Genomic DNA, 22,872 nt, shown 5'->3' with positions numbered 1-22,872 from the left:
ATGTATTGAATTCCTACGCGGCTTGTACTTTTTTTCTTTTGAATAAGGCTCTAAATACCGGATAAATATCTGCCACTGTTTTAATGTGCTCAATTGAAAAAGCATCATCGGTATCAGCAAGTTGAGCATATTGTTGCCATAGGCTTTGATGAGCACGCTGAGATATTTCTATATAACTAAAGTATCGGGTTTTTGGCAGTATACTTTCGCGCATTAATTGCTGGCAGTGCGGAGAGTCATCGGCCCAATTATCGCCGTCAGACGCTTGAGCGCCATAAACATTCCATTCTTTTTCGTTATAGCGCTGCGTCATTATCTCAATCATTAGCTCTAAAGCACTTGATGCGATGGTACCGCCAGTTTCTTGCGAATAAAAAAACTCATGTTCGTTAACTTCTTTTGCTTGGGTATGGTGACGAATATAAACCACGTCGATGGTTTTATAAGTACGCGTTAAAAATAGGTATAAAAGAATATAAAAACGTTTAGCAATATCTTTAGTGGCTTGATCCATCGAACCTGAGACATCCATTATACAAAACATCACCGCTTTTGATGTTGGCAGCGCTTGTTTGGCGTAATGACGATAACGTAAATCAAAGGAGTCAATAAAAGGGACTTTACTGATTTTCTCTTTAAGATTGCCAATGGCCGTAATAAGTTTATGTTTAGCGAGAGTGTTATCGTGTCTGTCTTGCTCTAGCAAGGTTAACTCAGCTTCGAGTGTTTTAAGTTTACGGCGTTTATCCGCGGTCATGGCAATTCTGCGCGCTATTGAGCCTTGTAATGATTTCACAATATCGATGTTGGAAGCGGCGCCTTCAGCGCAATAACCCGCACGCACCGTTTTATAATTAGTGACTTTATCTAACTGATTTTTTTCTAAGTTAGGTAACTCTAAATCTTCAAAAAGTAAATGTAGATATTCATCTTTGGAAATAGTAAAGACAAAGTCATCATCGCCTTCGCCAGAATCACTTGCATCACCTTGGCCGTCTTGCCCTTGCTCTTGTGGTGGTCGAGCAATGTGATCGCCACTGGTAAACTGGTCGTTACCTGGATAAACGCGGTCTTTAATGCCACCACTACCTTGATGAAAAACGGGCTCATTTAAATCTTTTTTAGTGATGGTAATATTTTCACCACTGGTTATATCAGTAACGCCACGTTTATTAACCGCCTCAGAAACAGCCTGTTTAATTTGGCTTTTATAACGTCTGATAAAGCGCTGTCGGTTGACCGTGCTTTTGTTTTTACTATTTAATCGCCTATCGATAAAGTTTGTCATCTATGCTCCTAACTTAGAGGTACTAAGTACAACCTAAGAAGATTTTCTAACGCGTAAATACCATTCAGAAAGTAATCTGACTTGTTTTTTTGTGTAGCCTTTAGTCATCATGCGTTCAACGAAATCATCATGCTTTTGTTGATCATCGTTGGAGGTTTTATTGTTAAATGAAATTACAGGTAATAAGTCTTCGGTATTTGAAAACATTTTTTTCTCAATAACGGTGCGCAATTTTTCGTAGCTGGTCCATAAAGGATTTTTACCATTATTATTGGCTTTTGCACGCAGGACAAAATTAACAATTTCATTTCTAAAATCTTTTGGATTACTGATCCCCGCAGGTTTTTCTATTTTTTCCAGCTCATTGTTCAGTGCTTCACGGTCAAATAGTTGCCCGGTTTCAGCATCACGGTATTCTTGGTCTTGGATCCAAAAATCAGCGTAAGTCACATAACGATCAAAAATATTTTGGCCATATTCAGAATAGGACTCTAAATAAGCGGTCTGAATTTCTTTGCCGATAAACTCAATATATTTTGGTGATAAGTAACCTTTGATAAAGGCTAGATAACGCTCGCTGATCTCTTTGGGTAGTTGCTCTCGTTCTATTTGCTGCTCAAGTACGTAAAACAAATGCACCGGATTTGCCGCCACTTCTAAATGATCAAAGTTAAAAACACGAGATAATATTTTAAAGGCAAAACGTGTTGAAAGCCCTGACATACCTTCGTCGATACCGGCATAGTCTCGATACTCTTGATATGATTTTGCTTTGGGGTCGGTATCTTTTAAGCTTTCGCCGTCGTACACGCGCATCTTAGAATATATGCTTGAATTTTCTGGTTCTTTTAAGCGTGAAAGCACTGAGAATTGCGCTAAGGTTTCTAGGGTGTCTGGTGCGCATTGGGCATGATTTAATTCACTATTTTCTAATAATTTTCGATAAATTTTTACTTCTTCAGAAACACGCATACAGTAAGGTACTTTGACAATATAAACCCGGTCTAAAAAGGCTTCATTGTTCTTATTGTTTCTAAAGGTTGTCCATTCAGACTCATTGGAGTGGGCCAGTAAAATACCACTAAATGGCAGGGCGGAAAGGCCTTCAGTCGGATTGTAGTTACCTTCTTGTGTGGCGGTTAAAAGCGGATGTAATACCTTAATGGGGGCCTTAAACATTTCAACAAATTCCATTAATCCTTGATTGGCACGACATAAAGCCCCTGAGTAGCTATAGGCATCAGGATCATTCTGGGCAAAGTGCTCTAATTGGCGAATATCTACTTTACCGACCAGAGCAGAAATATCTTGGTTGTTGTCATCTCCTGGCTCGGTTTTAGCCACGGCAATTTGGTCCAGAATAGAAGGATAAATTTTTATCACTTCAAATTTTGCTATATCGCCTTTGAACTCATGCAAACGTTTTGCTATCCAAGGTGACATGATAGTACTGAGATAACGTGCGGGTATATTGTATTCTTGTTGCAATATTTTTCCGTCGGCATTGGCATCAAATAAACAAAAAGGGTGATCATTGACTGGACTGCGTTTGCCGTTTGCACTCAGGACATAAATCGGCTCTTGCTGTATTAACGCTTTTAATTTTTCAGCCAATGACGACTTACCGCCACCCACAGGACCAAGTAAATAGAGAATTTGTTTCTGTTCTTCTAAGCCTTGTGAAGCGTGAGTTAAATAGGCCACAATCTGCTCTATGGCTTCCTCCATACCGTAAAAATCTTTAAAAGCGGGATAACGGGCAATAACCCGATTGGAGAAAATTCGGCTTAAACAGGGCTCATTTGAGGTATCTATCATGTCGGGCTTGCCAATGGCTTTTAACAACCGCTGCGCTGCGCTAGCATAGGCCATAGGATCATGACGACATAGACTAAGAAAGTCTTGAATTGAATAGCACTCTTCTTGTGCTTCGTCGTAACGTGATTGGAAATGTTGAAATATACTCATAACCGCCTCCAGAAGATAAATCGTTCAGGTTGGGCTGATAATGCGACTACTTGAGAAATGTTACTTATCAAACCCGACATAATACTGTGACTTTTTTTAGCATTACTGTTTTACTTAGTATATGTATAAGTCTAGATGTTAATTATGAAAGCGCTTAAATATTAGCGAAAAGAATTGTAACCAGAGGGTAGTAGTGAGGAAGCTATGTTATTGAATAGACGATCAACTTTAAGGTATGTTGATTGAAAAGGTGTATTGGTTGAATTTAAGGCAAATAAAAAGGCCAGCAATGAATGCTGACCTTTTAAATTGAAATTAATCTACTTTAGCGATTAAGCGAAGTTTGCTGAGGCAAAATCCCAGTTCGCTAAGGCCCAGAAAGCTTCCATGTAGCTAGGGCGAAGATTACGGTAATCAATGTAGTAAGCATGTTCCCATAAATCTACTGTGATAAGCGGTGTAACACCTTCATCAGTAAGTGGCGTCGCAGCGTTTGATGTATTAACGATAGCAAGGCTGCCGTCAGCATTTTTAACTAACCACGTCCAACTTGAACCAAAGTTATTAATGGCGCTAGCAGTGAATTTTTCTTTAAATTCTGCAAATGAGCCAAAGTTTGCATCAATAGCTGTTGCTAATGCACCTGTTGGTTCGCCACCGCCGTTAGGGCTTAAGCTGTTCCAGTAGAACGTATGGTTCCAGATTTGTGCCGCATTATTGAAAACACCAGCTGTTGATGTTTTAACGATATCTTCTAAAGATTTTCCTGCAAAATCAGTACCTTCAATAAGACCGTTTAACTTTACAACATAAGTATTGTGGTGCTTACCATAATGAAACTCTAGCGTTTCTTTTGAGATATGTGGTACTAGTGCATCCATAGCATATGGTAGTGCGGGTAACTCGATAGTCATTATATTCTCCAGATAGTGATTATAAAAAATTATTCTTATGCAAATTTAAAGAGGTAGTTTGTTTTTCTAAAACCTAGTAAACTACTCAAGTATTAAAGCTTACATAGTTTACTCATGTATATAGGTATTACCATAGGTTTTATCAAGGCTATTATGTTTTAATATATAAGTTTTTTGCTTTAGTATTTATTGTTCTGTTTATTTTCATGAGTTTTACTTTAAGTACTGAGCACAATAAGTATTAATTTTTGAGGTTATTATGGATACGATCGAACGCATTAAAGAACAAATCAGTGAAAATAGCATCCTTCTTTACATGAAGGGCTCACCAAAATTACCTAATTGTGGTTTTTCTTCACAGGCTTCTCAAGCGTTGATGGGATGTGGTGAAAAATTCGCTTATGTTGATATCTTACTCAATCCTGATATCCGTGCTGAATTACCAAAATATGCTGATTGGCCAACGTTTCCACAACTATGGGTTGACGGTGAACTTGTTGGCGGTTGTGATATCATCATGGAAATGTATCAGCAAGGTGAATTACAAACCTTGATCACTGAATCTGCCGCTAAGCATGGCGCAGCAGAAAGTTCAGAATAACTATTGAATTATCACCTAACATCACCATATCAGGTGGAGTTAACATTAAGTAATTTAAATTTATTTTAAAAATTGGAGAATATAATGAGTGTATTAGTAGGTCGCGCAGCACCAGACTTTACAGCAGCAGCAGTTTTAGGATCAGGTGAAATCGTAGATAGCTTTAATCTTGCACAAGCCATTAAAGGTAAAAAAGCGGTCGTATTTTTCTACCCACTTGATTTTACTTTTGTATGTCCTTCAGAGTTATTAGCTTTCGACCACCGTATTGAAGAATTCAAAAACCGTGGTGTTGAAGTTATCGGTGTTTCTATCGACTCTCAATTCTCTCATAACGCATGGCGTAACACCGCAATAAACGATGGTGGTATTGGTCCGGTTCAATATACTTTAGTTGCTGATGTTAAACATGAGATTTGTAAAGCATATGATGTTGAGCACCCAGAAGCTGGTGTGGCTTTTCGTGCTTCATTCTTAATAGATGAAGAAGGCAATGTTCGTCATCAAGTGGTTAATGACTTACCCCTTGGTCGTAACGTTGATGAAATGATCCGTATGGTTGACGCTTTACAATTTCACCAAGAACACGGTGAAGTATGTCCTGCAGGTTGGAATAAAGGTGATAAAGGTATGACAGCGACGACAGAAGGTGTTGCTGCTTACCTTAAAGATAATGCCGATAAACTTTAACGCTTAAGTTAATTTATCAGTTAAAAAGCCGCTTTTAGCGGCTTTTTTTGTGGCTGAAATTTACTGAAAATTTAAAAAGGCATATAAAAGTCATTGAAAAATAGCATTTTATAACTAAGCTAATATCGAGAACGCTGAGAATTAATTTGTTTGGTATGAAAAAATCACTCTTTGTTACAAAGACTAGCTAATGCTGCAAAGACCAGCTAAAAAATAAACTCACCAAGGAATGTTGATGTTTTATCCAAAATGCATTTATGAAAATCTGCCGTACGCTTATTTTTTAGTTTGTGGCTATTTAATTGCTTTTTACGATACTTGGCCTGTGTTTGCCTCTGTCGGTTTATTCTATCTGGCGGGTTGTGCAACCTTGGTCACTCGCTCAGGCTATCGTCGCCTTGACCGTTATAAAGCTAATGAAAAGCAGCCAAATAACAAAAACAATTTACCTGAATGGCTTTACGAATACCTACCTTATACCTACTTTGCTTTTGCGACGGTTATGTTATTAAACACCAGTTTACCCAGCTTACAGTTTTTAGCTTTTTTTTTAATGATGCTAGCATTAAGAAATTTGCTTTTCAGAGTTAACAATCGCCGAAAAGCAAAGTCGTTATTTTAATTTTAGCCAGTTAACTGTTGAGATGTGTAGCACAGCGATAGGGTTAAAATAGAACTGAAATTATTCTTCAGCAGCACTTTCCTGTGCAGTTTCTTCGGGTTGAATTAATGGCCAACCACCTAATTGTTGCCATTTATTCACGATATAACAAAATAACTCAGCGGTTTTTTCTGTGTCATATAGTGCCGAATGCGCTTCACTATTATTAAAATCAATTTGCGCTGTTGCGCAGGCTTTTGCTAATACCGTTTGCCCTAATGCTAAGCCTGACAAGGTTGTGGTGTCGAAACTAACAAAAGGATGAAAAGGTGAGCGTTTAATTGAACAACGTTGAGTGACCGCATTAACAAAACCCAAATCAAAGGCTGCGTTGTGTGCCACTATAATCGCGCGCTGACAACCAGCCGCTTTCATTTTTTTTCGCACAAGTTTGAATATTTCCGTAATCGCTTTTTTCTCATCTACTGCTCCACGTAACGGATTAGTGGGATCGATACCGGTAAATTCTAATGCGGCTGGCTCTAGGTTAGCGCCTTCAAAAGGGTCAACATTAAAATGTATGGTCTCATCTAAACTTAATTGGCCAGTAGTTTCATCTAAGGTCAGTGTGGTGGCGGCAATTTCCAGTAAAGCATCAGTTTGTGAATTAAAACCGGCGGTTTCAACATCGATAACGACGGGGAAGTAGCCGCGAAAGCGTTGAGCAAGTAGTGATTTTTCAGTAGTGGTGTTAGTCGCTGTTTTATTATCAGACATAAAGGCAAAGGGTACGGGTTAGCAAAAATATTATTTGAGATTATCGCAGAAATAAACGGTTAAGACATCACCCAACACTAAAAGCGTGAATTTATTTTTGGCTATATTTTAATTAACTGTTAAAGTTATTGACGATTTTGTCGATAGTAAAGATGTCGCTATAAAATTTACCTAAATTGACATGAAATTATTTTTATGAAAAAAACTATTACGCTGGTTACATTATCATTACTGATTGCCCAAACAAATGCAGGGACTAGGCAATATCGCGCAGATATTTCAAATTCTAGCTGGCAGTTAACCGATAATTCTCGCTTGCAATGCACCTTATCACATCAAATTCCACGTTATGGTCAAGCCAAATTTTATAGTTCGGCCAATCGAAAAATGAATATGGAATTTGAACTGGAAATGATGCGTCTGCCTGACAGCTATTCTTTAGCCGAAGTACGTTCTGAAGCGCCTAATTGGCGACCTGGCATTGCCGGTAGAACGTTAGCGAATATGACACTACATAAACAATTTTCTCCCGGCTTACCGAAAAAAATTGCCTGGAATATGCTTAATGAGCTTGATCAAGGCATGAGCCCAACATTTTACTATAACGACTGGTATAGTGATGACGATAAAATTACCGTTGGTTTATCTACCGCACGTTTTCAGCAAGCGTATCAAGCCTTTGTTAGTTGCGTGAGTAATTTACTAGACTTTAACTTTGATGATATCTCTTACACCGTGCTTAACTATCAATTTGGCTCTGATAAATTAACCAAAGCATCACAAAAGCGGATGAATATGATTGTTGAGTACTTAGCACTTGATTCCAAGCTAGACTTAGTGCTAATTGATGGCTATTCAGACAGTTATGGTGGCCGAAACACTAACTTGAAAATGTCACAACGCCGGGCAAATAATGTCAGAGAACTTATTGTTAGCAGCGGTATCGACGCGAGTCGCATTGAAGCGAATGGTTATGGCGAAAAGCGCCACGTAGCGTCTAATGAAACCATTATTGGCCGTGGCAAAAACCGTCGAGTTGTTATCCGTATGGAACAGCCATAATTTTATCTTAAGCGGTTAAAAATAAATAGCACTTGAAGAGGCCTGTATATTCACTGTAATCTACAGGCCTTTTTAGCTTTGGATGTGATTTATGAAATTTTTAGTTCGCCTTGTTGCCACTACGTTTTGCGTTGTACAGCTTGCCTGGGTTCAATTAGCCTCGGCGCAAGCAGCCGATGCCTTAACTTATGCAAACTATGACCAAGTAAAAATTAGCCACCTTTATCTAGACTTGAACGTTGATTTTGAGCAAAAGTCATTAAAGGGCTTTGCTGAATTAAGCCTTAACTGGCTAGATGACGATGTTGCTGATATTTATTTAGATACCCGCGATTTAGACATTCATCGTGTGATGGCAAAAAATGCCAGTAATCAGTGGGTAAAATTAAATTACCAGTTGGCTACGCGTGATGATGTGATGGGTTCAAAGCTAACCATTAACACACCTTTTCAAACGCCAATGATTAGAGTTTATTATAACTCACTGCCGCAAGCCTCTGGCTTACAGTGGTTATCTCCTGAGCAAACCGCCGGTAAAGACAAACCCTTTATGTTTAGCCAAAGCCAAGCAATTCATGCCCGCTCTTGGATACCCATACAAGATACGCCTAGTGTGCGCATGACTTACAACGCTCGCATTACCACCAGAGATGACTTGTTAGCTGTGATGAGTGCAAACAATGAACCTGATGCTTTGCGTGATGGCGATTATTCTTTTGCTATGCCGCAAGCTATTCCCGCTTATTTAATTGCTATTGCCGTGGGTGATTTAGAGTTTAAAGCGATGAGTAAGCAAACCGGTATTTATGCCGAACAATATATTTTAGATCGGGCCGTTGCTGAGTTTGATGATACGCAATTGATGATCGATGAAACTGAAAAGCTTTTTGGCGCCTATCGTTGGGGTCGATATGACTTATTAATATTACCACCAAGTTTCCCTTTTGGTGGCATGGAAAACCCGAGATTGTCATTTATTACGCCAACCGTCATTGCGGGCGATAAAAGTTTAGTCAATTTAATTGCTCATGAACTAGCACACTCTTGGTCGGGGAACTTAGTGACCAATGAAAGCTGGCGCGATTTATGGTTAAACGAAGGTTTTACCAGTTATGTTGAAAATCGTATTATGGAAGCGGTATTTGGCGCCGATAGAGCCTTAATGGAACGCGCATTAGATGCGCAAAATTTAAGTTATGAAATGGCTGAACTACCACCAGGCGATACTCAGTTGTATATCGACCTTAAAGGTCGTGACCCTGATGATGCTTTTTCTGGCGTACCTTATACCAAAGGGCAGTTATTCTTAGTTTACTTAGAAGAAAAGTTTGGCCGAGACAAATTTGATACCTTCATCATGCAATATTTTGATGATCACGCCTTTCAAAGTTTAGGTACCAAAAACTTTGTTATTTATCTCAAAGCTAATTTAACGGATAAATACCCCAATATCGTGAGTGATGTCGAACTCAATGAGTGGATTTATGAGCAAGGTTTACCTAGTTACGCCCCTAAGCCACGCTCAAATGCATTTATTAAAATTGATGATACTATTGCAAAATGGACCAGTGATCAGCTCGAGTTGGCGCAAATACCGACCCAAAACTGGACCTTACATGAATGGTTACACTTTATTAATAATCTGCCTTTGAGCATTTCTAATCAGCGTATGGCAAGTTTAGATAAAGCCTTTAACCTCACCAAGAGTAGCAACGCCGAGGTTGCTCATGCTTGGTATTTGTTAGCATTACGCTCTGGTTATGACGTGGTGTATCCTGCGATGGCAAACTACTTAGAATCAATAGGTAGACGTAAGCTCATTGTGCCTTTATATAAAGAGTTGGCAACATCAGCAAAAGGCAAGCGTTGGGCACAAGCAGTATATAAAAAGGCACGTCCAGGTTATCACCCATTAGCACAGGGTACTGTTGACGCTATTTTGTTAAATTAAGTTCAACTTAAGTCCAGTTGTTGCGAGCAATGATTGCATTAATGAGCGAGTTAGCTAGTTAATATTCCAAAGTTAAGGTAATAAAAAGTAAAAAAAACATCGCTATTTGCGATGTTTTTTTATGTCTAGCCATTAGCTTTTGAATTTTTTATACAAATAATTATGACTCTACTGTGCGTTTATCAACAATGATATCAACTTGGCGCAACTTGTTTTGCTGTGAAATAACTACACGTATTTGCTGTAAATCTTTTTGGTAGTGTAAAGTTAAACGGCCACGTTTGCGCTCTTGCTGAATCGGCTCACCATAACTTTTATTATAAAAGGCTATTACGCCATCTTCAGTTACTGAGGTGAAGTAATTGATCACCACAGGTGTTTTATCATCAAATTTGGCAAATACGCGCGCGCCTTCAATGACCGGAATATCAATTGTTTCTCTAGTAATTTTTTCTGACTTAATACTGGCGGCGTTAATGCTAAAACTTAACATCAGCAGTAATAAAGTACGGGATAAAAATGAGGTTTTGGGTATATAGCCCAGTGATTGCATTGCCAGTTCCTTTTAAATTTCAATGTAATGTGAATGTAATATGAATGATAAATTTTAACCTAGATCACCAAGACTATGATCACTTAGACTAAATAAAATCAGCCATAATAGGCTTGTTTATTTAATCATTAGAACGACAAATCATTAAATAAAGGCTGTAATAAAGTCGGTAATCTAGATCATTTAATTAATAACACAGGTAGAGTATTAAGTGTGCCCGTTGATTTTTTTGCTGTCAAATTATAGTAAAACCTTCGTTGAGAGCATTGAACCGCATGTCAACGCACGTTTAAACAAACATCACAATATGCATAATGTTTGGGCTTATCGTTTAAAAGCTAGCAACTTATTGATTGTTATTTGATTTGTTATGAACGGTCAACAAATTCATCACGATAATGGTCAACCCACAGTGCTGTAGCACCGCAAATAGCCACAGGCATCACAACTAAGTTTACTATTGGGATCATCGAGAATACGGCAGTTGTTATCCCAAAACTATAACTTAAGCCTTGGCGTTGCTTCAAGGCTTGACGCATATGGTTAAAACTAATTTTGTGGTTATCAAACGGATAGTCTTTATATTGAACTGCCATCATCCAAGCAAGAAATAAAAACCACAGCACTTGGCCGATAACCGGTAGTAGCCAATAAAGTAAAAAGAAAGCCAGTGCGCGTGGTAAATAGTAACCCAGTTTAGTTAACTCGCGACTTAGCGTTCTAGGAATGTCTTTAACAACGTCGAAAGCCCCAGCATTATTTAAGGGTTGATTAGTCAATAACGCCTCAACTTTCTCTGATAACAAACCATTAAAGGGGGCGGCTAACCAATTGGCAACAGAGCTGAAAATAAATGAAAAAACAATCAAGACAAACAACACAGCTAATGGCCAAATAAAATTACTGAGCCAAGAAAACGATTCGCCCAGCCAATTGTCTAAAGTCAGCATATAACTTTCGAGCTGCAAAAACATATAATAAAAAGCATAACTAAAAAGGATCAAATTAACCGCTAAGGGTACAAATACAAAACGTCGAATGCCAGGTGTGCGGATCAACTCAAAGCCTTTGATAAAATATCCAGCACCACCGTCGGCCAAAGGGGGTTTATTATTATTGTTCATTGTTGTTTTATTAACCTAACTAATTGATATTCATAGCCCGATTATAGGTTCCTTAGGCTAATATGAACAGTATTGTGATGTTACAAAGTACATCAATCTCTGATACAGTAAGCTTAGTTACTGATGTTTTATTTTAATTTTATTGGCTGACAGGAATTTAGCGAGTTGCTTGCTTTAATTTTAGCCAATAAAATATTGCGATTAGGTTTTTCGATTTAATGCGACTCAAGCATATAAAGTTGGCAGGTTTTAAATCCTTTGTTGATCCCACCAAAGTTCACTTTGAACAACAAATGACCGCCATTGTTGGACCAAATGGCTGTGGCAAGTCCAATATTATTGACGCTGTGCGTTGGGTCTTGGGCGAAAGTTCTGCAAAAAATCTGCGTGGCGAAGCCATGACTGATGTCATTTTTAATGGTGCAGCCAGTCGAAAACCTATTGGCCAAGCGAGTGTCGAGCTAGTTTTTGATAATACTCAGGGCCGCATTCAAGGTGAGATGGCCGACAGAAGCCAAGTTTCCGTGCGTCGTGTCGTTAATCGCGAGAGTATCAATACTTACTTTTTAAATGGCACAAAGTGCCGGCGTCGCGATATTACCGATATTTTTCTTGGTACCGGTTTAGGGCCTCGCAGTTATGCCATCATAGAACAAGGCACTATTTCTCGTTTAATCGAATCAAAACCACAAGAGTTACGGGTGTTTCTTGAAGAAGCGGCGGGCATATCAAAATATAAAGAACGCCGTAAAGAAACCGAAACTAGAATACGTCACACCAGAGAAAACTTAGCACGGCTCAGTGATATTCGTCTTGAACTTGATGTACAAATTGACAAATTGCATCAACAAGCAGAAGCAGCCAAACGCTTTCGTACCTTGAAACAACAAGAACGCAAATATAAAGCCGAGCTGGCGGTGTTACGCTGGCAAAAATTTGATCAGCAACGTCAACAACATCAAACGCGAATTCTAGCGCTTGAAAGTAAAGTTGAAAGTCAAAATGCTGAACTAAGTCAAAATGATTTAGTGATGATTGAATTAAAATCCACCATGCAGGCATGCAATGATAATAATCAAACACTGCATCAGCAAAAGCTTAATGTAACGCAAAATATTGCTCGCGCTGAACAGCAAGTTAAGTACTTAAAAGAGCAGTCAGAAAAAAGTCAAACCGACAACGAACTCACTCAACAGCAATTACTCAATGCACAACAGTTAATTTTAACCGAGCAAGCGCAGTTGCAATTGTATAATACACAATTAAATGAACAACAACCGCAGCTGCAAGCGACAGAGGCGGCGTTAAAAACTTGTCAAACAGCATTGGCGGAACAGCAAGTAGAACAGAAAGAATTGCAAAGCCAATGGCAACAACACCAGCAAAAGCGCGACAAAAATCAGCAGCAAAAATTGACCATACATGCTCATATTACTCAACAACAAACCATTATTGAACAGGTTACTCAGCAAAGCATTAAATTGCGTCAGCAAATAGCTTTATTACCACAACAAGACCCTGCTGCTGAACAGGCATTAGTACAAGAAAAAACGCTGGTAACAGGCGCTATTGAACAGTTGCAAAAACAACAGGATCAGAACACTGATAAAGCAGCAAACCTGCAGCAAGTGTCTCAAGAATTAAGTCAAACCTTTGCAGTAACTGCTGGCCAGCACACGGTTAAAAGTCAAGTGATTGCAGCATTGCAGATAAAGCTTGCTGACACATCGCCTTGGAGTGAAAAACAAGCCCTATGGTTTAGTCAGCAAAGCATTACTGACGTTGTGTCGTTGCAGAGTCAACTTGATGTGGCTCATGGCTGGGAGCAGGCGGTTGAAGTGGTATTATCACATTGGTTAGCAGGCCATGTTATTGAAACCTTGCCTAACGCTGATACGGATGGCAACTTAACGGCAGATAACTTGTGTTTTGTTTATCGAAACAGTGCTGAAATTTCGGCTCAAAGCTCTGATCAAAGCTCTGATCAAAGCCGTGATCAAAGTATGGATAAACATAGCATCGAGTTAAGCACAATTAACGCTAATACTTTAGCCCATAAAGTGAGGGGTGTTAGCGCGCTAACTCGCTATTTTAATAATATTTTTCTGGCTGAAAATTATCGTGAAGCTAAGCAAGAATTATCGAGTTTAGCGAGTCACCAAAGTATTATTTGCCCAGACGGCACTTGGTTGCATCATCACATGCTAACCAAAGGCAAGCTTGAACAAGGTTACGACTATATTAGCTTGCAACGCCAGCTTGCCAGCGAGCAAACTGCGATTCAGGATTTATCGAGCACACAACAAAATACCGAGCAGCAGCAAAGCCAAATCAGCGAACAGCAAGCGCGATTAGCAAGTGAAAAAAGTACTATTAGTCAAAACATAACCTTAAAACACGCTAAACTTAATGAGCTTAACAACTTGATTTCATTAAAAGCTCAGGCGAATGAACAACAACAAAGTCAGCAGCAAAAATTAACTGAGCAAATAGATGACTTGCTAAAAAGTGAGCATATAGCTACAAAAAAGTTAGCTGATTTTCAAGCACAAATAGCACAAGTATCTGATGACAGCGGCGATAGTGTGGATGATTTTTCTGAACAACAAACACGATTACAAGCGTCAATTGAGCAAATTCAAACGCGCAGCCAAGCATTGCATCAACAACGACATCAATCGAGCTTAGTGGTTGAACAACTTAAAAGTCAGCGTATGCAAGGTGAACAAAATATTCGCTCTAATCAAGAAAATGTTAATTTACTGACCCAAAGGTTGAGCAGTAATAGCCAAGTTTTTACCGAAAACAGTCAGCCAATACAAGAATTTGAGCAACAGTTACCCGAATGGCTCGATAACCTAGTCGCCATTAATGACAAGCTGCAATTTAATCAGCAAACTTTGAATGACAGCCAAACAGGTTTAGCAACATTAGAATTACAGCAAAAAAGCAGTCAAAATAAAATCAGTGCGCTTAATCAGCAGTTAGCGCGTTTACAATTAGATAGCGAAGGTTTTAAATTAAGAGCTGAAAGTAGCCTGGAAATTCTAGCTGAGTTACAACAAAATATTGATAGCGTTATTGAGGCCATGCCCGCCAATGCGAAAGAATCGCTCTGGCAAGCGCAGTTAATTAAATTGGCTAAAGATATACAGTTATTAGGGGCTATTAATCTAGCCGCCATTGAAGAGTATGAAAGCCAGTTCAAGCGTAAAAGTTACCTTGACCAACAAGATCAAGATCTTAATAATGCAATAAGCACGCTAGAGGCGGCAATTGCAAAAATAGATAAAGAAAGCCGTCATAAGTTTAAACTGACCTTTGATCAGGTTAATAAAGACCTACAGGTGTTATTTCCTAAGGTCTTTGGTGGTGGTCAAGCGTACTTAACCTTGACCGGTGAAGACCTACTGGAAACAGGGGTTACCATTATGGCCAGACCGCCAGGTAAAAAAAATAGCACAATTCACCTATTATCTGGTGGAGAAAAAGCGCTGACCGCATTATCATTAGTCTTCGCGATTTTTAGATTGAACCCGGCACCATTTTGTTTACTTGATGAAGTGGATGCACCTTTAGATGATGCAAATGTGAGTCGTTTTTGTAATCTAGTGCGAGAAATGTCGCAAACAGTGCAATTTATATATATAAGTCATAATAAAATAGCCATGGAGATGGCGTCACATTTAACCGGAGTTACTATGTTTGAACCAGGTGTTTCACGTATGGTAGCGGTTGATATTGACGAAGCAATCGCCATGGCAGAAGCATAGGCAAGGTAATGGAAGATAATTTCAGAAACACATTAATTATTATTAGTGCTATCGTGATAGTCGCTATTTTTATTCATGGTTATTGGACTATTAGAAAACAAAAAAATCCTTATAAATTAAAAACCAAAGTAGATCCTGTAGCATCACAGCCGCGGGGTTTTGATGGCTCAGGTTTTGATCAAGACGGGGTCAGTAAGCCAAAAGTAGTTGGCGCTAGCGCCCAAGATGATGAGCTTGCTGTCAAGTCTCATCGTGTTGAGGGTAGTGCAGATTTTTATAGCGAAGCACCCATGCCAAATGATGTTCCTCTAGCTGACTTTGACGAAAAAGGTCAAGAGCAAGGACTAAATTTTGGTGCTCTGCATAACGATACTGAAGCCGTACCAGAGCATTTAAAGCAACAAGGGTTGTCAGACGCCGCTGATTATGAAAAAGGCTGCTTTGAAGAGACAGCCGTTAATAAAACGGCCACCACGGAAGCTAATAGAAAAAAAGCCCTGCAAACTAAACCGGTTTATCAACAACCAGTGACACAGGCAAAGCCAGACATATTAGTGAATAAAGCCGCTGCGCTTAATAAAGATGAGTCTAGTTCGTCGGCAACACCGGCAAATGAAAAACCTAGTGCTATCAATATTGAGCCGCAAGTTATTGTGCTCTCGGTTGTTATGCCAAAAGGACAAGTGATGTCAGGCGCTGCGTTATTACCCACATTACTGACTTTAGGCATGAAATATGGCGAAATGAATATATTTCACCGCCATGAAGATAACGCCGGTAATGGAAAAGTGACTTTTAGCCTAGCCAATATGATGAATCCGGGTACTTTTAATCTTGATGATATGGAAAATTTTAGCACCCAAGGCATCACCCTTTTTATGACCTTACCTAATCCTTGTGATGCTTTTTCAGTGTTTGAGCAAATGTTAAATGCGGCTAAACAAATGGCGGTAGAGTTTCATGGCCAATTACTTGATCACAAGCGTAGTGTGATGACCAAACAAACTGAACAGCATTATATTAGCCTTATTCGCGAGTTTGAACGCAAGAGTCGCATCGGCTCACAATAAAGACTGTTCTCCTCGATAAATTTCATGGTCAATAATGTGCACCCATAAAATAGCCGCGCATTATTGACCGTAAAACACTCACTCTCAAAGTAAATAAAACTTATGTCTGAACAAACGGTTACTAAACGCATTACTGAAATATGTCAGTTGCTTAATCACTACAATCATCAATATTACGTGCTTGATGAGCCCAGTGTACCTGACATTGAATACGACCGGTTAATGCGGGAGTTAATGACCTTAGAAACCGCACATCCAGCATTGAAAACCCTTGATTCACCTAGCCAAAAGGTGGGTGGGGCGGCGCTTAAATCCTTTAGTCAAGTAACACATCAATTACCTATGTTGTCGTTAGACAATGTGTTTTCAGCAGATGAATGGCAAGCATTTGTTAAACGACTACTGGATAGGTTAAATCGAGGCGGCATAAAATCAAGGCTTGATTTTGCCATTTGCGCCGAGCCTAAGTTGGACGGTTTAGCAGTAAGTTTACGTTATGAAAACGGTGTTTTTGTTCAAGCGGCCACTCGTGGTGATGGCACAGTGGGTGAAAATATTACCGAAAACGTGCGCACCATAAAGTCTATTCCATTACGTTTACAAGGGACAAGTTTTCCTGATATTTTAGAAGTTCGTGGCGAAGTGTTCATGCCAAAAGCCAGCTTTGACGCTTTAAATACACAGGCGATAAAAAAAGGTGAAAAAGGTTTTGCTAATCCACGCAATGCCGCCGCAGGCAGCTTACGACAGTTAGACTCTAAAATTACCGCCAAACGTAACTTGGGCTTTTATGCTTATGGTATTGGCTTTGTTGGCGCTTTAGAAAACCTAGCAGAGCGTGACGATGACAGAAAAAGTATTGACGAAAGCTGGTTGGCAAACTCTCATTATCAGCGTTTATGCCAAATAAAAGCGTTAGGCTTACCTATGTGCCCGGAAGTAAAGCTACTGGAAAATGCCACGCAAGTAGAAGCCTTCTATCAAGATATTTTACAACAACGCGCTGCCTTAAGTTATGAAATTGACGGTACAGTATTTAAAGTCGATGACATTGCCCTGCAGCAGCAACTTGGCTTTGTTGCTCGCGCACCGCGTTGGGCTACCGCCTATAAATTTCCGGCTCAAGAAGAGCTAACCATACTGGAGTCAGTCGACTTTCAAGTGGGCCGAACCGGTGCAATAACACCGGTTGCTCGCCTTAAACCGATATTTGTTGGTGGCGTTACTGTTAGCAATGCTACCTTGCATAATCAAGACGAAATCGACCGTTTAGGCATACAGATAAACGATACTGTTATCATTCGTCGCGCCGGTGATGTTATTCCCCAAATCGTCAGTGTGGTGCTTGAACGTCGCCCTGAAAATGCCGAGGTTATTAGTTTTCCAACCCTGTGTCCGGTTTGTCAGTCTGCGGTTTTAAAGGCAGAAGGAGAGGCGGTGTTACGTTGTACTGGCGGTTTATATTGCCAGGCACAACGTAAAGAAGCCATTAAACACTTTGCTTCGCGCAAGGCGCTTGATGTTGACGGTTTAGGCGATAAATTAGTTGAGCAGTTAGTGGATGAAGGCTTGATAAAAACGCCTGCCGACTTATTTAAATTGACCACACTTGATGTCAGTACCATGCAGCGCATGGGGCAAAAGTCAGCTGATAATTTAATTAAAGGCCTTAAGGTTGCAAAAAATACCACCTTAGCAAAATTTGTTTATGCTTTGGGTATTCGGGAGGTAGGTGAAACTACCGCAGCAAACCTAGCACAATATTTTCTTAATTTTACCGCGATTAAATCGGCGAACGAAGCACAATTACAACAAGTACCCGATGTGGGTGTGATAGTGGCAAAAAATATTATTAACTTTTTTGCCCAAGCACATAATGTTGAAGTCGTTGAAGAGCTTGAAAATATTATGTCATGGCCAGATATTGAACCTAAGAGTGACGATGAATTACCGCTAAAAGATCAAATTTTTGTACTCACCGGCACCTTAAGTAAAATGGGCCGCAATGAAGCTAAAGCGGCACTACAAGCTTTGGGTGCAAAAGTGTCGGGCAGTATTTCAGCCAAAACCCATTATTTAGTTGCGGGTGAAAAATCAGGCTCTAAATTAGTCAAAGCACAAACCTTAGGCGTTAGCGTCTTAACAGAAGATGAGATGATCGCGCTGCTCAATAGCTAAGCCATTAACTAGCTAAGCAACTAAATAGCCAAGCAACTAAATAGCCAAGCAACTAAATAGCTAAGCGCAAAAAGGTATAAATAAACAATACTATGGGCAAGGGCAGTAATATGGCAAATAGTATTGTTTCACACCATTCAATGGTTCGATAGAACTTAAACCAAGCAGCATTTTCTTCTCGTGTTGAGGGCAGCACCTGAAAGAAAAACATAAATGCTGAAACCACTAAGCTTTCAATCGCAACAAATAAAATAAGTATCGCTAACCAAACCAATACACTAGGGGTTTTGAGTTGAATTTGTGACTGCAAAGCAATATAAAGCACAAAAAAGAATAGGCTCCAGGCTAAAAGTTGCCATTTAAAACGGGCAAAGGTAATCGCAATATAATTAAAGAGTTCTGGGGTAATTGAAAATGGCATTAAGTGAAAAGTAACTCCTGCTCGTTATTATTAAGTTAATGTAGATAAAGACTTGAGAAAACCCAAAGTGATTAATTTTTATTGTCGCTGTTGCCTTGCTATCAGGCAAAATACTGACGCAGGTTCAGTATATCGATTAACGTGATGAAATGTCAGTGGTACTATGCCAGTAAGATAAAAAATTTAACTTGTCTGCGTTAGTATATGTAAACTTTATACCGCATATTAGCTGTCTGTTTACGTGCTATTTAAGCGCGAAAATACTGTGCTGAAAAAAGTGTACTGAAACGTCTAGTGAACATAGTGCTAACTTAGGTCAAAAAATGACATAACATTAAGGTGAGCGCGCCATGAAGGAAATTAATCGCATGAATAAAAAAATACATTGGGCTGTGATCATCATGATCAGCACCCTAGCTAATTCTGCTACCGCAACCCCCTTAACAAAGCATCTAGTGCTTACACAAGAAAAAAACTCACCAGTTCAAAGCCTTGAGCAAGTTGCCAGTACTGCTGGCATTACTTATACAAATAATGATGTCAGTAATCATGCAGAAGAAAACCCTAAACTAGCAGCCAAGCCACAAAAAGCGACGCCATTAGCTAGAATGCTAGCGCAGTCGGAAAATCACTTGTCAGCCGACAGCTTTAACGAAGATAAAACATTAAGCTTAGAGATTAGTGAACTTAGAGACAATAGTGGTTTAGTTTATTTAGGGGGTAAAGTTTCTCTCGCTGACCTTAGCGGTTACTTAGAGCAACTAAAAACGGCATTAGGCGAAGAGCAATATGCTATTTATCGCCAGTATCAAGCGGCGCGTGATCAGCAAACTTTTCATATTACCTTGGTCAATCCGTATGAATATCAAACGATTAATAAAGCACAATTAAAATTACCAGAGCAATTTCGTGTTGTTTTACATGGTTTAGGCCGCGTTGAAAATGATGAGAAAAAGAGCTACTTTGTGGTTGCCTCTTCTGCGGATGGACAATTTATTCGTCAAAATTTATTGTTAAAAAATAAAGACTTTCATGTCACCTTAGGTTTTTATCCTGACGATATTTATGGGGTCAGTAAAGGCCAAGATACGCTAATCAACCAATAAGTTTCATTACTTAGCATAAGCGATTAAAGTATTTATGTTAAAATAAATTTTTTACGCCATCTTTCAAGCCATTTTTTTAGGCTGTATTTTTAGACTGTATTTTAGGAGAAGAGATGAAACTAACCTTGGCACTATGCCTAACAATAATGACCTTAACCGGTTGTACAACGTCTTCAACGGGTCGTTCACAGTTAATGATGATGTCAGAAAGTGACCTTAATAAAATGGGGAGCGCATCATTTGAAGAAATGAAAAACAAAGAAAAAATTAGCCAGTCGCCTGAAATTAATCGTTATGTGCAATGTGTTGCTAATGCGATCACCAAGAATGTGCCAAAATCTGCTCATAACGGCGCTTGGGAAGTAGTGGTATTTGATTCAGAACAAGTCAATGCTTTTGCACTGCCAGGGGGGAAAATAGGTGTTTATACCGGGATATTAAAAGTTACAGAAAACCAAGACCAATTAGGCGCTATTATTGGTCACGAAGTTGGGCATGTAATCGAACATCATTCTAACGAGCGCTTATCGTCAAATCAGGTTAGCCAAATAGGCCTATCAATTGTCAGTGGGGTACTTGAAAGCCAAAATGTTGAAAGTCGAAATACCGTGATGGCAGGTTTAGGTTTAGGTGTGCAGTATGGGGTGTTAATGCCCTATGGTCGCAGCCATGAAAGTGAAGCGGATATTGTCGGCCAAGACTTAATGGCAACATCAGGTTTTGATCCAAAAGCGAGTATCAAGCTGTGGCAAAATATGGCGAAATTATCAAAAGCTGCGCCACCTGAATTTATGTCGACTCATCCATCAAACGCCACGCGTATTAAACAGTTAACCGCACACTTGCCTATATCAATGCCAATTTTCAAACAAGCAATAGCGCCTAAATGTCTACAACCGGCAATTTAACTTAACTTAACTTAACTTAATTGGGTAAGTTTAGTTTCAGTTTCAAACTTAAGCTTGCAACTGAAACTAAGGCCGCTGCGCTAATATTTGTTCATGTTAAGTGACCCTATTAGCGCAGCGGTTTTTTTAGCTTGAGCAAGTCGCTTATTTTTTCGTAATACGCCAAAAAGCGAAACTAGCCACAACAAATAAAATCATTGGGTAGTAGGCATTGGCGACCACTTCTAAAGGGGATATTTTTAAGGTAGCGCCTAGCAATAAAGCTTGAGCACCGTAGGGTAATAAACCTTGGTTTATACAAGCGTAAATATCTAATAAACTGGCTGAATGAGCTGGACTGAGTTCACCGTCAGTAGCTAAGTCTTTTGCCGTTTCACCGGTCACAATAATAGAGACAGTATTGTTTGCAGTGAAAAAATTACAACAAAAGGCTAAAGCGCCAATACCAATACCAGCAGCACGCTTTTTATTGTTTGGGCTAATTTTATGCGTTAAGCCTTCAATACTCGCTGTTAGAGCACTTAAGCCCCCTTGGCGTTTAATTAATTCACTTAGACCACCAATAAATAACGACAAAATAAAGATATCTTGCATACTGGCAAAGCCTTTATTGATATCACTTACCCAACTCGCCAATTGATAACCGTTGTTGAGCATACCAATTGCCGCTGCTAAGATAATACCGATAATGAGCACCATAAAGACATTCACACCTGACAGCGCTAATACCAAAATAACGATATAAGGCAAGAAACCGATAACATCAAGGTCTTGGCTAACCTCGTGGTTTAAGGCAACGCCATTGGCGGCTAAAATAGCTAAACAAATTAATGCGGCAGGCACAGCAAACTTAAAGTTTACCCGAAACTTATCTTTCATGTGCGCACCTTGGCTGCGGGTCGAGGCTATCGTGGTATCAGAAATTATCGATAAATTATCACCAAAAATAGCCCCAGATATAATACAGCCAGCAATAAGGCTCGCATCGATATCAGCAGACTCAATAAAGCCTAAAGCAATTGGCGCTATGGCAGCAATGGTGCCCATTGACGTTCCCATGGCGGTGGCAAGAAATGCCGCGACTAAGAAAAGCCCAGGCAGTAAAAAGTAATCAGGAAAAAAAGATAACCCTAGTTGCACACTAGCATCAACACTACCCGTTGCTTTAGCCACAGTCGCAAAAGCGCCAGCCAAAAGATAAATAATACACATAGTAATGATATTTTGATGACCAGCCCCAGCTATAAAGTGGCTAATTTGCTCATTTACTGTCTCTCTACCCATATAAATAGCTAATAATATGGCTGGAATAATGGCAATGCTGGCGGGTAGTTGGTAGAAGGCAAAGTCAACGCCTTGTAGTGTTAAAACGATACCCGTGCCCAGAAATATTGCCAGAAAAGCGCCAAAAGGTAACAGGCTTTTTAAACTTTGTTTTGGGTTGTTTTTGTGCAATGACGCTGGCGTAGGTTCAGATGAAATATTATGGCTCATGAATAGGATCTTTTTAGTTATTATTTTATTCAAACTAAACAATAACTGTATTTGGTGGAATGTCTATATTGAATAGCATTATATGGTGTAAATTTCACTTGTCAATCTAGACGTCTAGATGTTCGTTTTTATTTTTCAATAGCTGCCTTTAGCACAAGGAGACTACTTGTGGGGCTAATACTACTGAGCTTATGCTGAACTTATGTTTAGGTTTAGGTTTAGGTTAAGTTTAAGTTCTGCTTGCTTAGTTAAAGCTCAGGAAAAGCTCAGTTAAGAATAGAAAATCATATGAGAAATAGTGAAATCATTCGATGAACATCAGGTGAATTGCTTGGTAGTTTGATAAGTAAAACAATCCCTACTGGTTTTCGCCAGCAGAGATTATCTACTATG

At 39.3% G+C, this 22,872-nt stretch carries 18 protein-coding genes; 10 read left to right on the top strand and 8 right to left on the bottom strand.

The features are described from left to right. Nucleotides 1-13: 13 nt before the first annotated feature. The 3 genes from H4J65_RS00700 to H4J65_RS00690 form a co-directional block, all read right to left on the bottom strand. Nucleotides 14-1,288 carry a YeaH/YhbH family protein gene (locus H4J65_RS00700; protein ID WP_182194214.1) on the bottom strand — a complete coding sequence of 425 codons (1,275 nt, stop codon included), beginning with the start codon at nucleotides 1,286-1,288 and terminating at the stop codon, nucleotides 14-16. 33 nt (nucleotides 1,289-1,321) lie between these two features. Further along, the gene (locus tag H4J65_RS00695; protein WP_182194212.1) at nucleotides 1,322-3,256 is read right to left on the bottom strand and encodes a PrkA family serine protein kinase; all 1,935 of its coding nucleotides are present in this window, start codon (nucleotides 3,254-3,256) and stop codon (nucleotides 1,322-1,324) included. A gap of 332 nt (nucleotides 3,257-3,588) precedes the next feature. Then, on the bottom strand, nucleotides 3,589-4,170 hold the full coding sequence (locus tag H4J65_RS00690) for a Fe-Mn family superoxide dismutase (protein ID WP_182135203.1): 582 nt from the start codon (nucleotides 4,168-4,170) through the stop codon (nucleotides 3,589-3,591). Nucleotides 4,171-4,429: 259 nt separating this feature from the next. Here H4J65_RS00690 and H4J65_RS00685 point away from each other — a divergent pair, with 259 nt between their 5' ends. The 3 genes from H4J65_RS00685 (at nucleotide 4,430) to H4J65_RS00675 (ending at nucleotide 6,083) form a co-directional block, all read left to right on the top strand. Then, nucleotides 4,430-4,771 carry a Grx4 family monothiol glutaredoxin gene (locus tag H4J65_RS00685; protein WP_220460862.1) on the top strand — a complete coding sequence of 114 codons (342 nt, stop codon included), beginning with the start codon at nucleotides 4,430-4,432 and terminating at the stop codon, nucleotides 4,769-4,771. Between the two features lie 84 nt (nucleotides 4,772-4,855). Beyond that, nucleotides 4,856-5,461, top strand: coding sequence for a peroxiredoxin (locus H4J65_RS00680; RefSeq protein ID WP_182135205.1), 606 nt, complete (start codon nucleotides 4,856-4,858; stop codon nucleotides 5,459-5,461). Between the two features lie 235 nt (nucleotides 5,462-5,696). Next, entirely contained in the window at nucleotides 5,697-6,083 is a 387-nt protein-coding gene (locus H4J65_RS00675; protein ID WP_182194209.1) for a hypothetical protein, read from the top strand. Between the two features lie 60 nt (nucleotides 6,084-6,143). On the opposite strand, the gene rnt is transcribed toward H4J65_RS00675, so the two are convergent. Beyond that, nucleotides 6,144-6,839 (bottom strand): ribonuclease T, encoded by a 696-nt coding sequence (rnt, locus tag H4J65_RS00670; protein WP_182135208.1) that lies wholly within the window; start codon nucleotides 6,837-6,839, stop codon nucleotides 6,144-6,146. A 195-nt stretch (nucleotides 6,840-7,034) separates the two neighbouring features. On the opposite strand from rnt, the gene H4J65_RS00665 reads away from it, so the two are divergent. Further along, complete coding sequence (locus H4J65_RS00665; RefSeq protein WP_182135210.1) at nucleotides 7,035-7,901, top strand: OmpA family protein; 867 nt, start codon at nucleotides 7,035-7,037, stop codon at nucleotides 7,899-7,901. A gap of 91 nt (nucleotides 7,902-7,992) precedes the next feature. Then, the gene (locus H4J65_RS00660; protein WP_182194206.1) at nucleotides 7,993-9,852 is read left to right on the top strand and encodes a M1 family metallopeptidase; all 1,860 of its coding nucleotides are present in this window, start codon (nucleotides 7,993-7,995) and stop codon (nucleotides 9,850-9,852) included. Between the two features lie 160 nt (nucleotides 9,853-10,012). Here the strand turns inward: H4J65_RS00660 and H4J65_RS00655 are convergent, their stop codons facing one another. Both H4J65_RS00655 and cysZ read right to left on the bottom strand, forming a co-directional pair. Further along, nucleotides 10,013-10,405 (bottom strand): hypothetical protein, encoded by a 393-nt coding sequence (locus H4J65_RS00655; RefSeq protein WP_182194203.1) that lies wholly within the window; start codon nucleotides 10,403-10,405, stop codon nucleotides 10,013-10,015. A gap of 368 nt (nucleotides 10,406-10,773) precedes the next feature. Further along, nucleotides 10,774-11,529 (bottom strand): sulfate transporter CysZ, encoded by a 756-nt coding sequence (gene cysZ / locus H4J65_RS00650; RefSeq protein ID WP_182135216.1) that lies wholly within the window; start codon nucleotides 11,527-11,529, stop codon nucleotides 10,774-10,776. A 218-nt stretch (nucleotides 11,530-11,747) separates the two neighbouring features. Here cysZ and smc point away from each other — a divergent pair, with 218 nt between their 5' ends. The 3 genes from smc to ligA all read left to right on the top strand — a co-directional run bounded on the left by smc (nucleotide 11,748) and on the right by ligA (nucleotide 18,550). Beyond that, nucleotides 11,748-15,302, top strand: a complete 3,555-nt coding sequence (gene smc / locus H4J65_RS00645; RefSeq protein ID WP_182194200.1) for a chromosome segregation protein SMC — start codon at nucleotides 11,748-11,750, stop codon at nucleotides 15,300-15,302. Nucleotides 15,303-15,310: 8 nt separating this feature from the next. Continuing rightward, complete coding sequence (gene zipA / locus H4J65_RS00640; protein WP_182194197.1) at nucleotides 15,311-16,372, top strand: cell division protein ZipA; 1,062 nt, start codon at nucleotides 15,311-15,313, stop codon at nucleotides 16,370-16,372. Between the two features lie 102 nt (nucleotides 16,373-16,474). Further along, the gene (gene ligA / locus H4J65_RS00635; RefSeq protein WP_182194194.1) at nucleotides 16,475-18,550 is read left to right on the top strand and encodes an NAD-dependent DNA ligase LigA; all 2,076 of its coding nucleotides are present in this window, start codon (nucleotides 16,475-16,477) and stop codon (nucleotides 18,548-18,550) included. Nucleotides 18,551-18,602: 52 nt separating this feature from the next. Here the strand turns inward: ligA and H4J65_RS00630 are convergent, their stop codons facing one another. After that, nucleotides 18,603-18,971 carry a hypothetical protein gene (locus tag H4J65_RS00630; RefSeq protein ID WP_182135223.1) on the bottom strand — a complete coding sequence of 123 codons (369 nt, stop codon included), beginning with the start codon at nucleotides 18,969-18,971 and terminating at the stop codon, nucleotides 18,603-18,605. 368 nt (nucleotides 18,972-19,339) lie between these two features. On the opposite strand from H4J65_RS00630, the gene H4J65_RS00625 reads away from it, so the two are divergent. Beyond that, the gene (locus tag H4J65_RS00625) at nucleotides 19,340-20,077 is read left to right on the top strand and encodes a hypothetical protein (RefSeq protein ID WP_182194191.1); all 738 of its coding nucleotides are present in this window, start codon (nucleotides 19,340-19,342) and stop codon (nucleotides 20,075-20,077) included. A gap of 113 nt (nucleotides 20,078-20,190) precedes the next feature. After that, on the top strand, nucleotides 20,191-20,985 hold the full coding sequence (locus H4J65_RS00620; RefSeq protein WP_182194187.1) for a M48 family metallopeptidase: 795 nt from the start codon (nucleotides 20,191-20,193) through the stop codon (nucleotides 20,983-20,985). 144 nt (nucleotides 20,986-21,129) lie between these two features. Here H4J65_RS00620 and H4J65_RS00615 read toward each other — a convergent pair whose 3' ends face one another. Further along, the gene (locus H4J65_RS00615) at nucleotides 21,130-22,479 is read right to left on the bottom strand and encodes a Na+/H+ antiporter NhaC family protein (protein ID WP_182194184.1); all 1,350 of its coding nucleotides are present in this window, start codon (nucleotides 22,477-22,479) and stop codon (nucleotides 21,130-21,132) included. Nucleotides 22,480-22,872 lie beyond the last annotated feature (393 nt).

The sequence above is a fragment of the Colwellia sp. MB02u-9 genome, assembly GCF_014077085.1.
Lineage (GTDB): Bacteria > Pseudomonadota > Gammaproteobacteria > Enterobacterales > Alteromonadaceae > Cognaticolwellia.
Note: the sequence above shows the minus strand (reverse complement) of the source record. Positions and strands in the feature narration are given on the sequence as shown.

Bases quoted from the DNA above. Each gene is read 5' to 3' on its own strand.
- H4J65_RS00700 (WP_182194214.1), bottom strand. From the start codon at position 1,288: ATGACAAACTTTATCGATAGGCGATTAAATAGTAAAAACAAAAGCACG.
- H4J65_RS00695 (WP_182194212.1), bottom strand. From the start codon at position 3,256: ATGAGTATATTTCAACATTTCCAATCACGTTACGACGAAGCACAAGAA.
- H4J65_RS00690 (WP_182135203.1), bottom strand. From the start codon at position 4,170: ATGACTATCGAGTTACCCGCACTACCATATGCTATGGATGCACTAGTA.
- H4J65_RS00685 (WP_220460862.1), top strand. From the start codon at position 4,430: ATGGATACGATCGAACGCATTAAAGAACAAATCAGTGAAAATAGCATC.
- H4J65_RS00680 (WP_182135205.1), top strand. From the start codon at position 4,856: ATGAGTGTATTAGTAGGTCGCGCAGCACCAGACTTTACAGCAGCAGCA.
- H4J65_RS00675 (WP_182194209.1), top strand. From the start codon at position 5,697: ATGTTTTATCCAAAATGCATTTATGAAAATCTGCCGTACGCTTATTTT.
- rnt (WP_182135208.1), bottom strand. From the start codon at position 6,839: ATGTCTGATAATAAAACAGCGACTAACACCACTACTGAAAAATCACTA.
- H4J65_RS00665 (WP_182135210.1), top strand. From the start codon at position 7,035: ATGAAAAAAACTATTACGCTGGTTACATTATCATTACTGATTGCCCAA.
- H4J65_RS00660 (WP_182194206.1), top strand. From the start codon at position 7,993: ATGAAATTTTTAGTTCGCCTTGTTGCCACTACGTTTTGCGTTGTACAG.
- H4J65_RS00655 (WP_182194203.1), bottom strand. From the start codon at position 10,405: ATGCAATCACTGGGCTATATACCCAAAACCTCATTTTTATCCCGTACT.
- cysZ (WP_182135216.1), bottom strand. From the start codon at position 11,529: ATGAACAATAATAATAAACCCCCTTTGGCCGACGGTGGTGCTGGATAT.
- smc (WP_182194200.1), top strand. From the start codon at position 11,748: ATGCGACTCAAGCATATAAAGTTGGCAGGTTTTAAATCCTTTGTTGAT.
- zipA (WP_182194197.1), top strand. From the start codon at position 15,311: ATGGAAGATAATTTCAGAAACACATTAATTATTATTAGTGCTATCGTG.
- ligA (WP_182194194.1), top strand. From the start codon at position 16,475: ATGTCTGAACAAACGGTTACTAAACGCATTACTGAAATATGTCAGTTG.
- H4J65_RS00630 (WP_182135223.1), bottom strand. From the start codon at position 18,971: ATGCCATTTTCAATTACCCCAGAACTCTTTAATTATATTGCGATTACC.
- H4J65_RS00625 (WP_182194191.1), top strand. From the start codon at position 19,340: ATGAATAAAAAAATACATTGGGCTGTGATCATCATGATCAGCACCCTA.
- H4J65_RS00620 (WP_182194187.1), top strand. From the start codon at position 20,191: ATGAAACTAACCTTGGCACTATGCCTAACAATAATGACCTTAACCGGT.
- H4J65_RS00615 (WP_182194184.1), bottom strand. From the start codon at position 22,479: ATGAGCCATAATATTTCATCTGAACCTACGCCAGCGTCATTGCACAAA.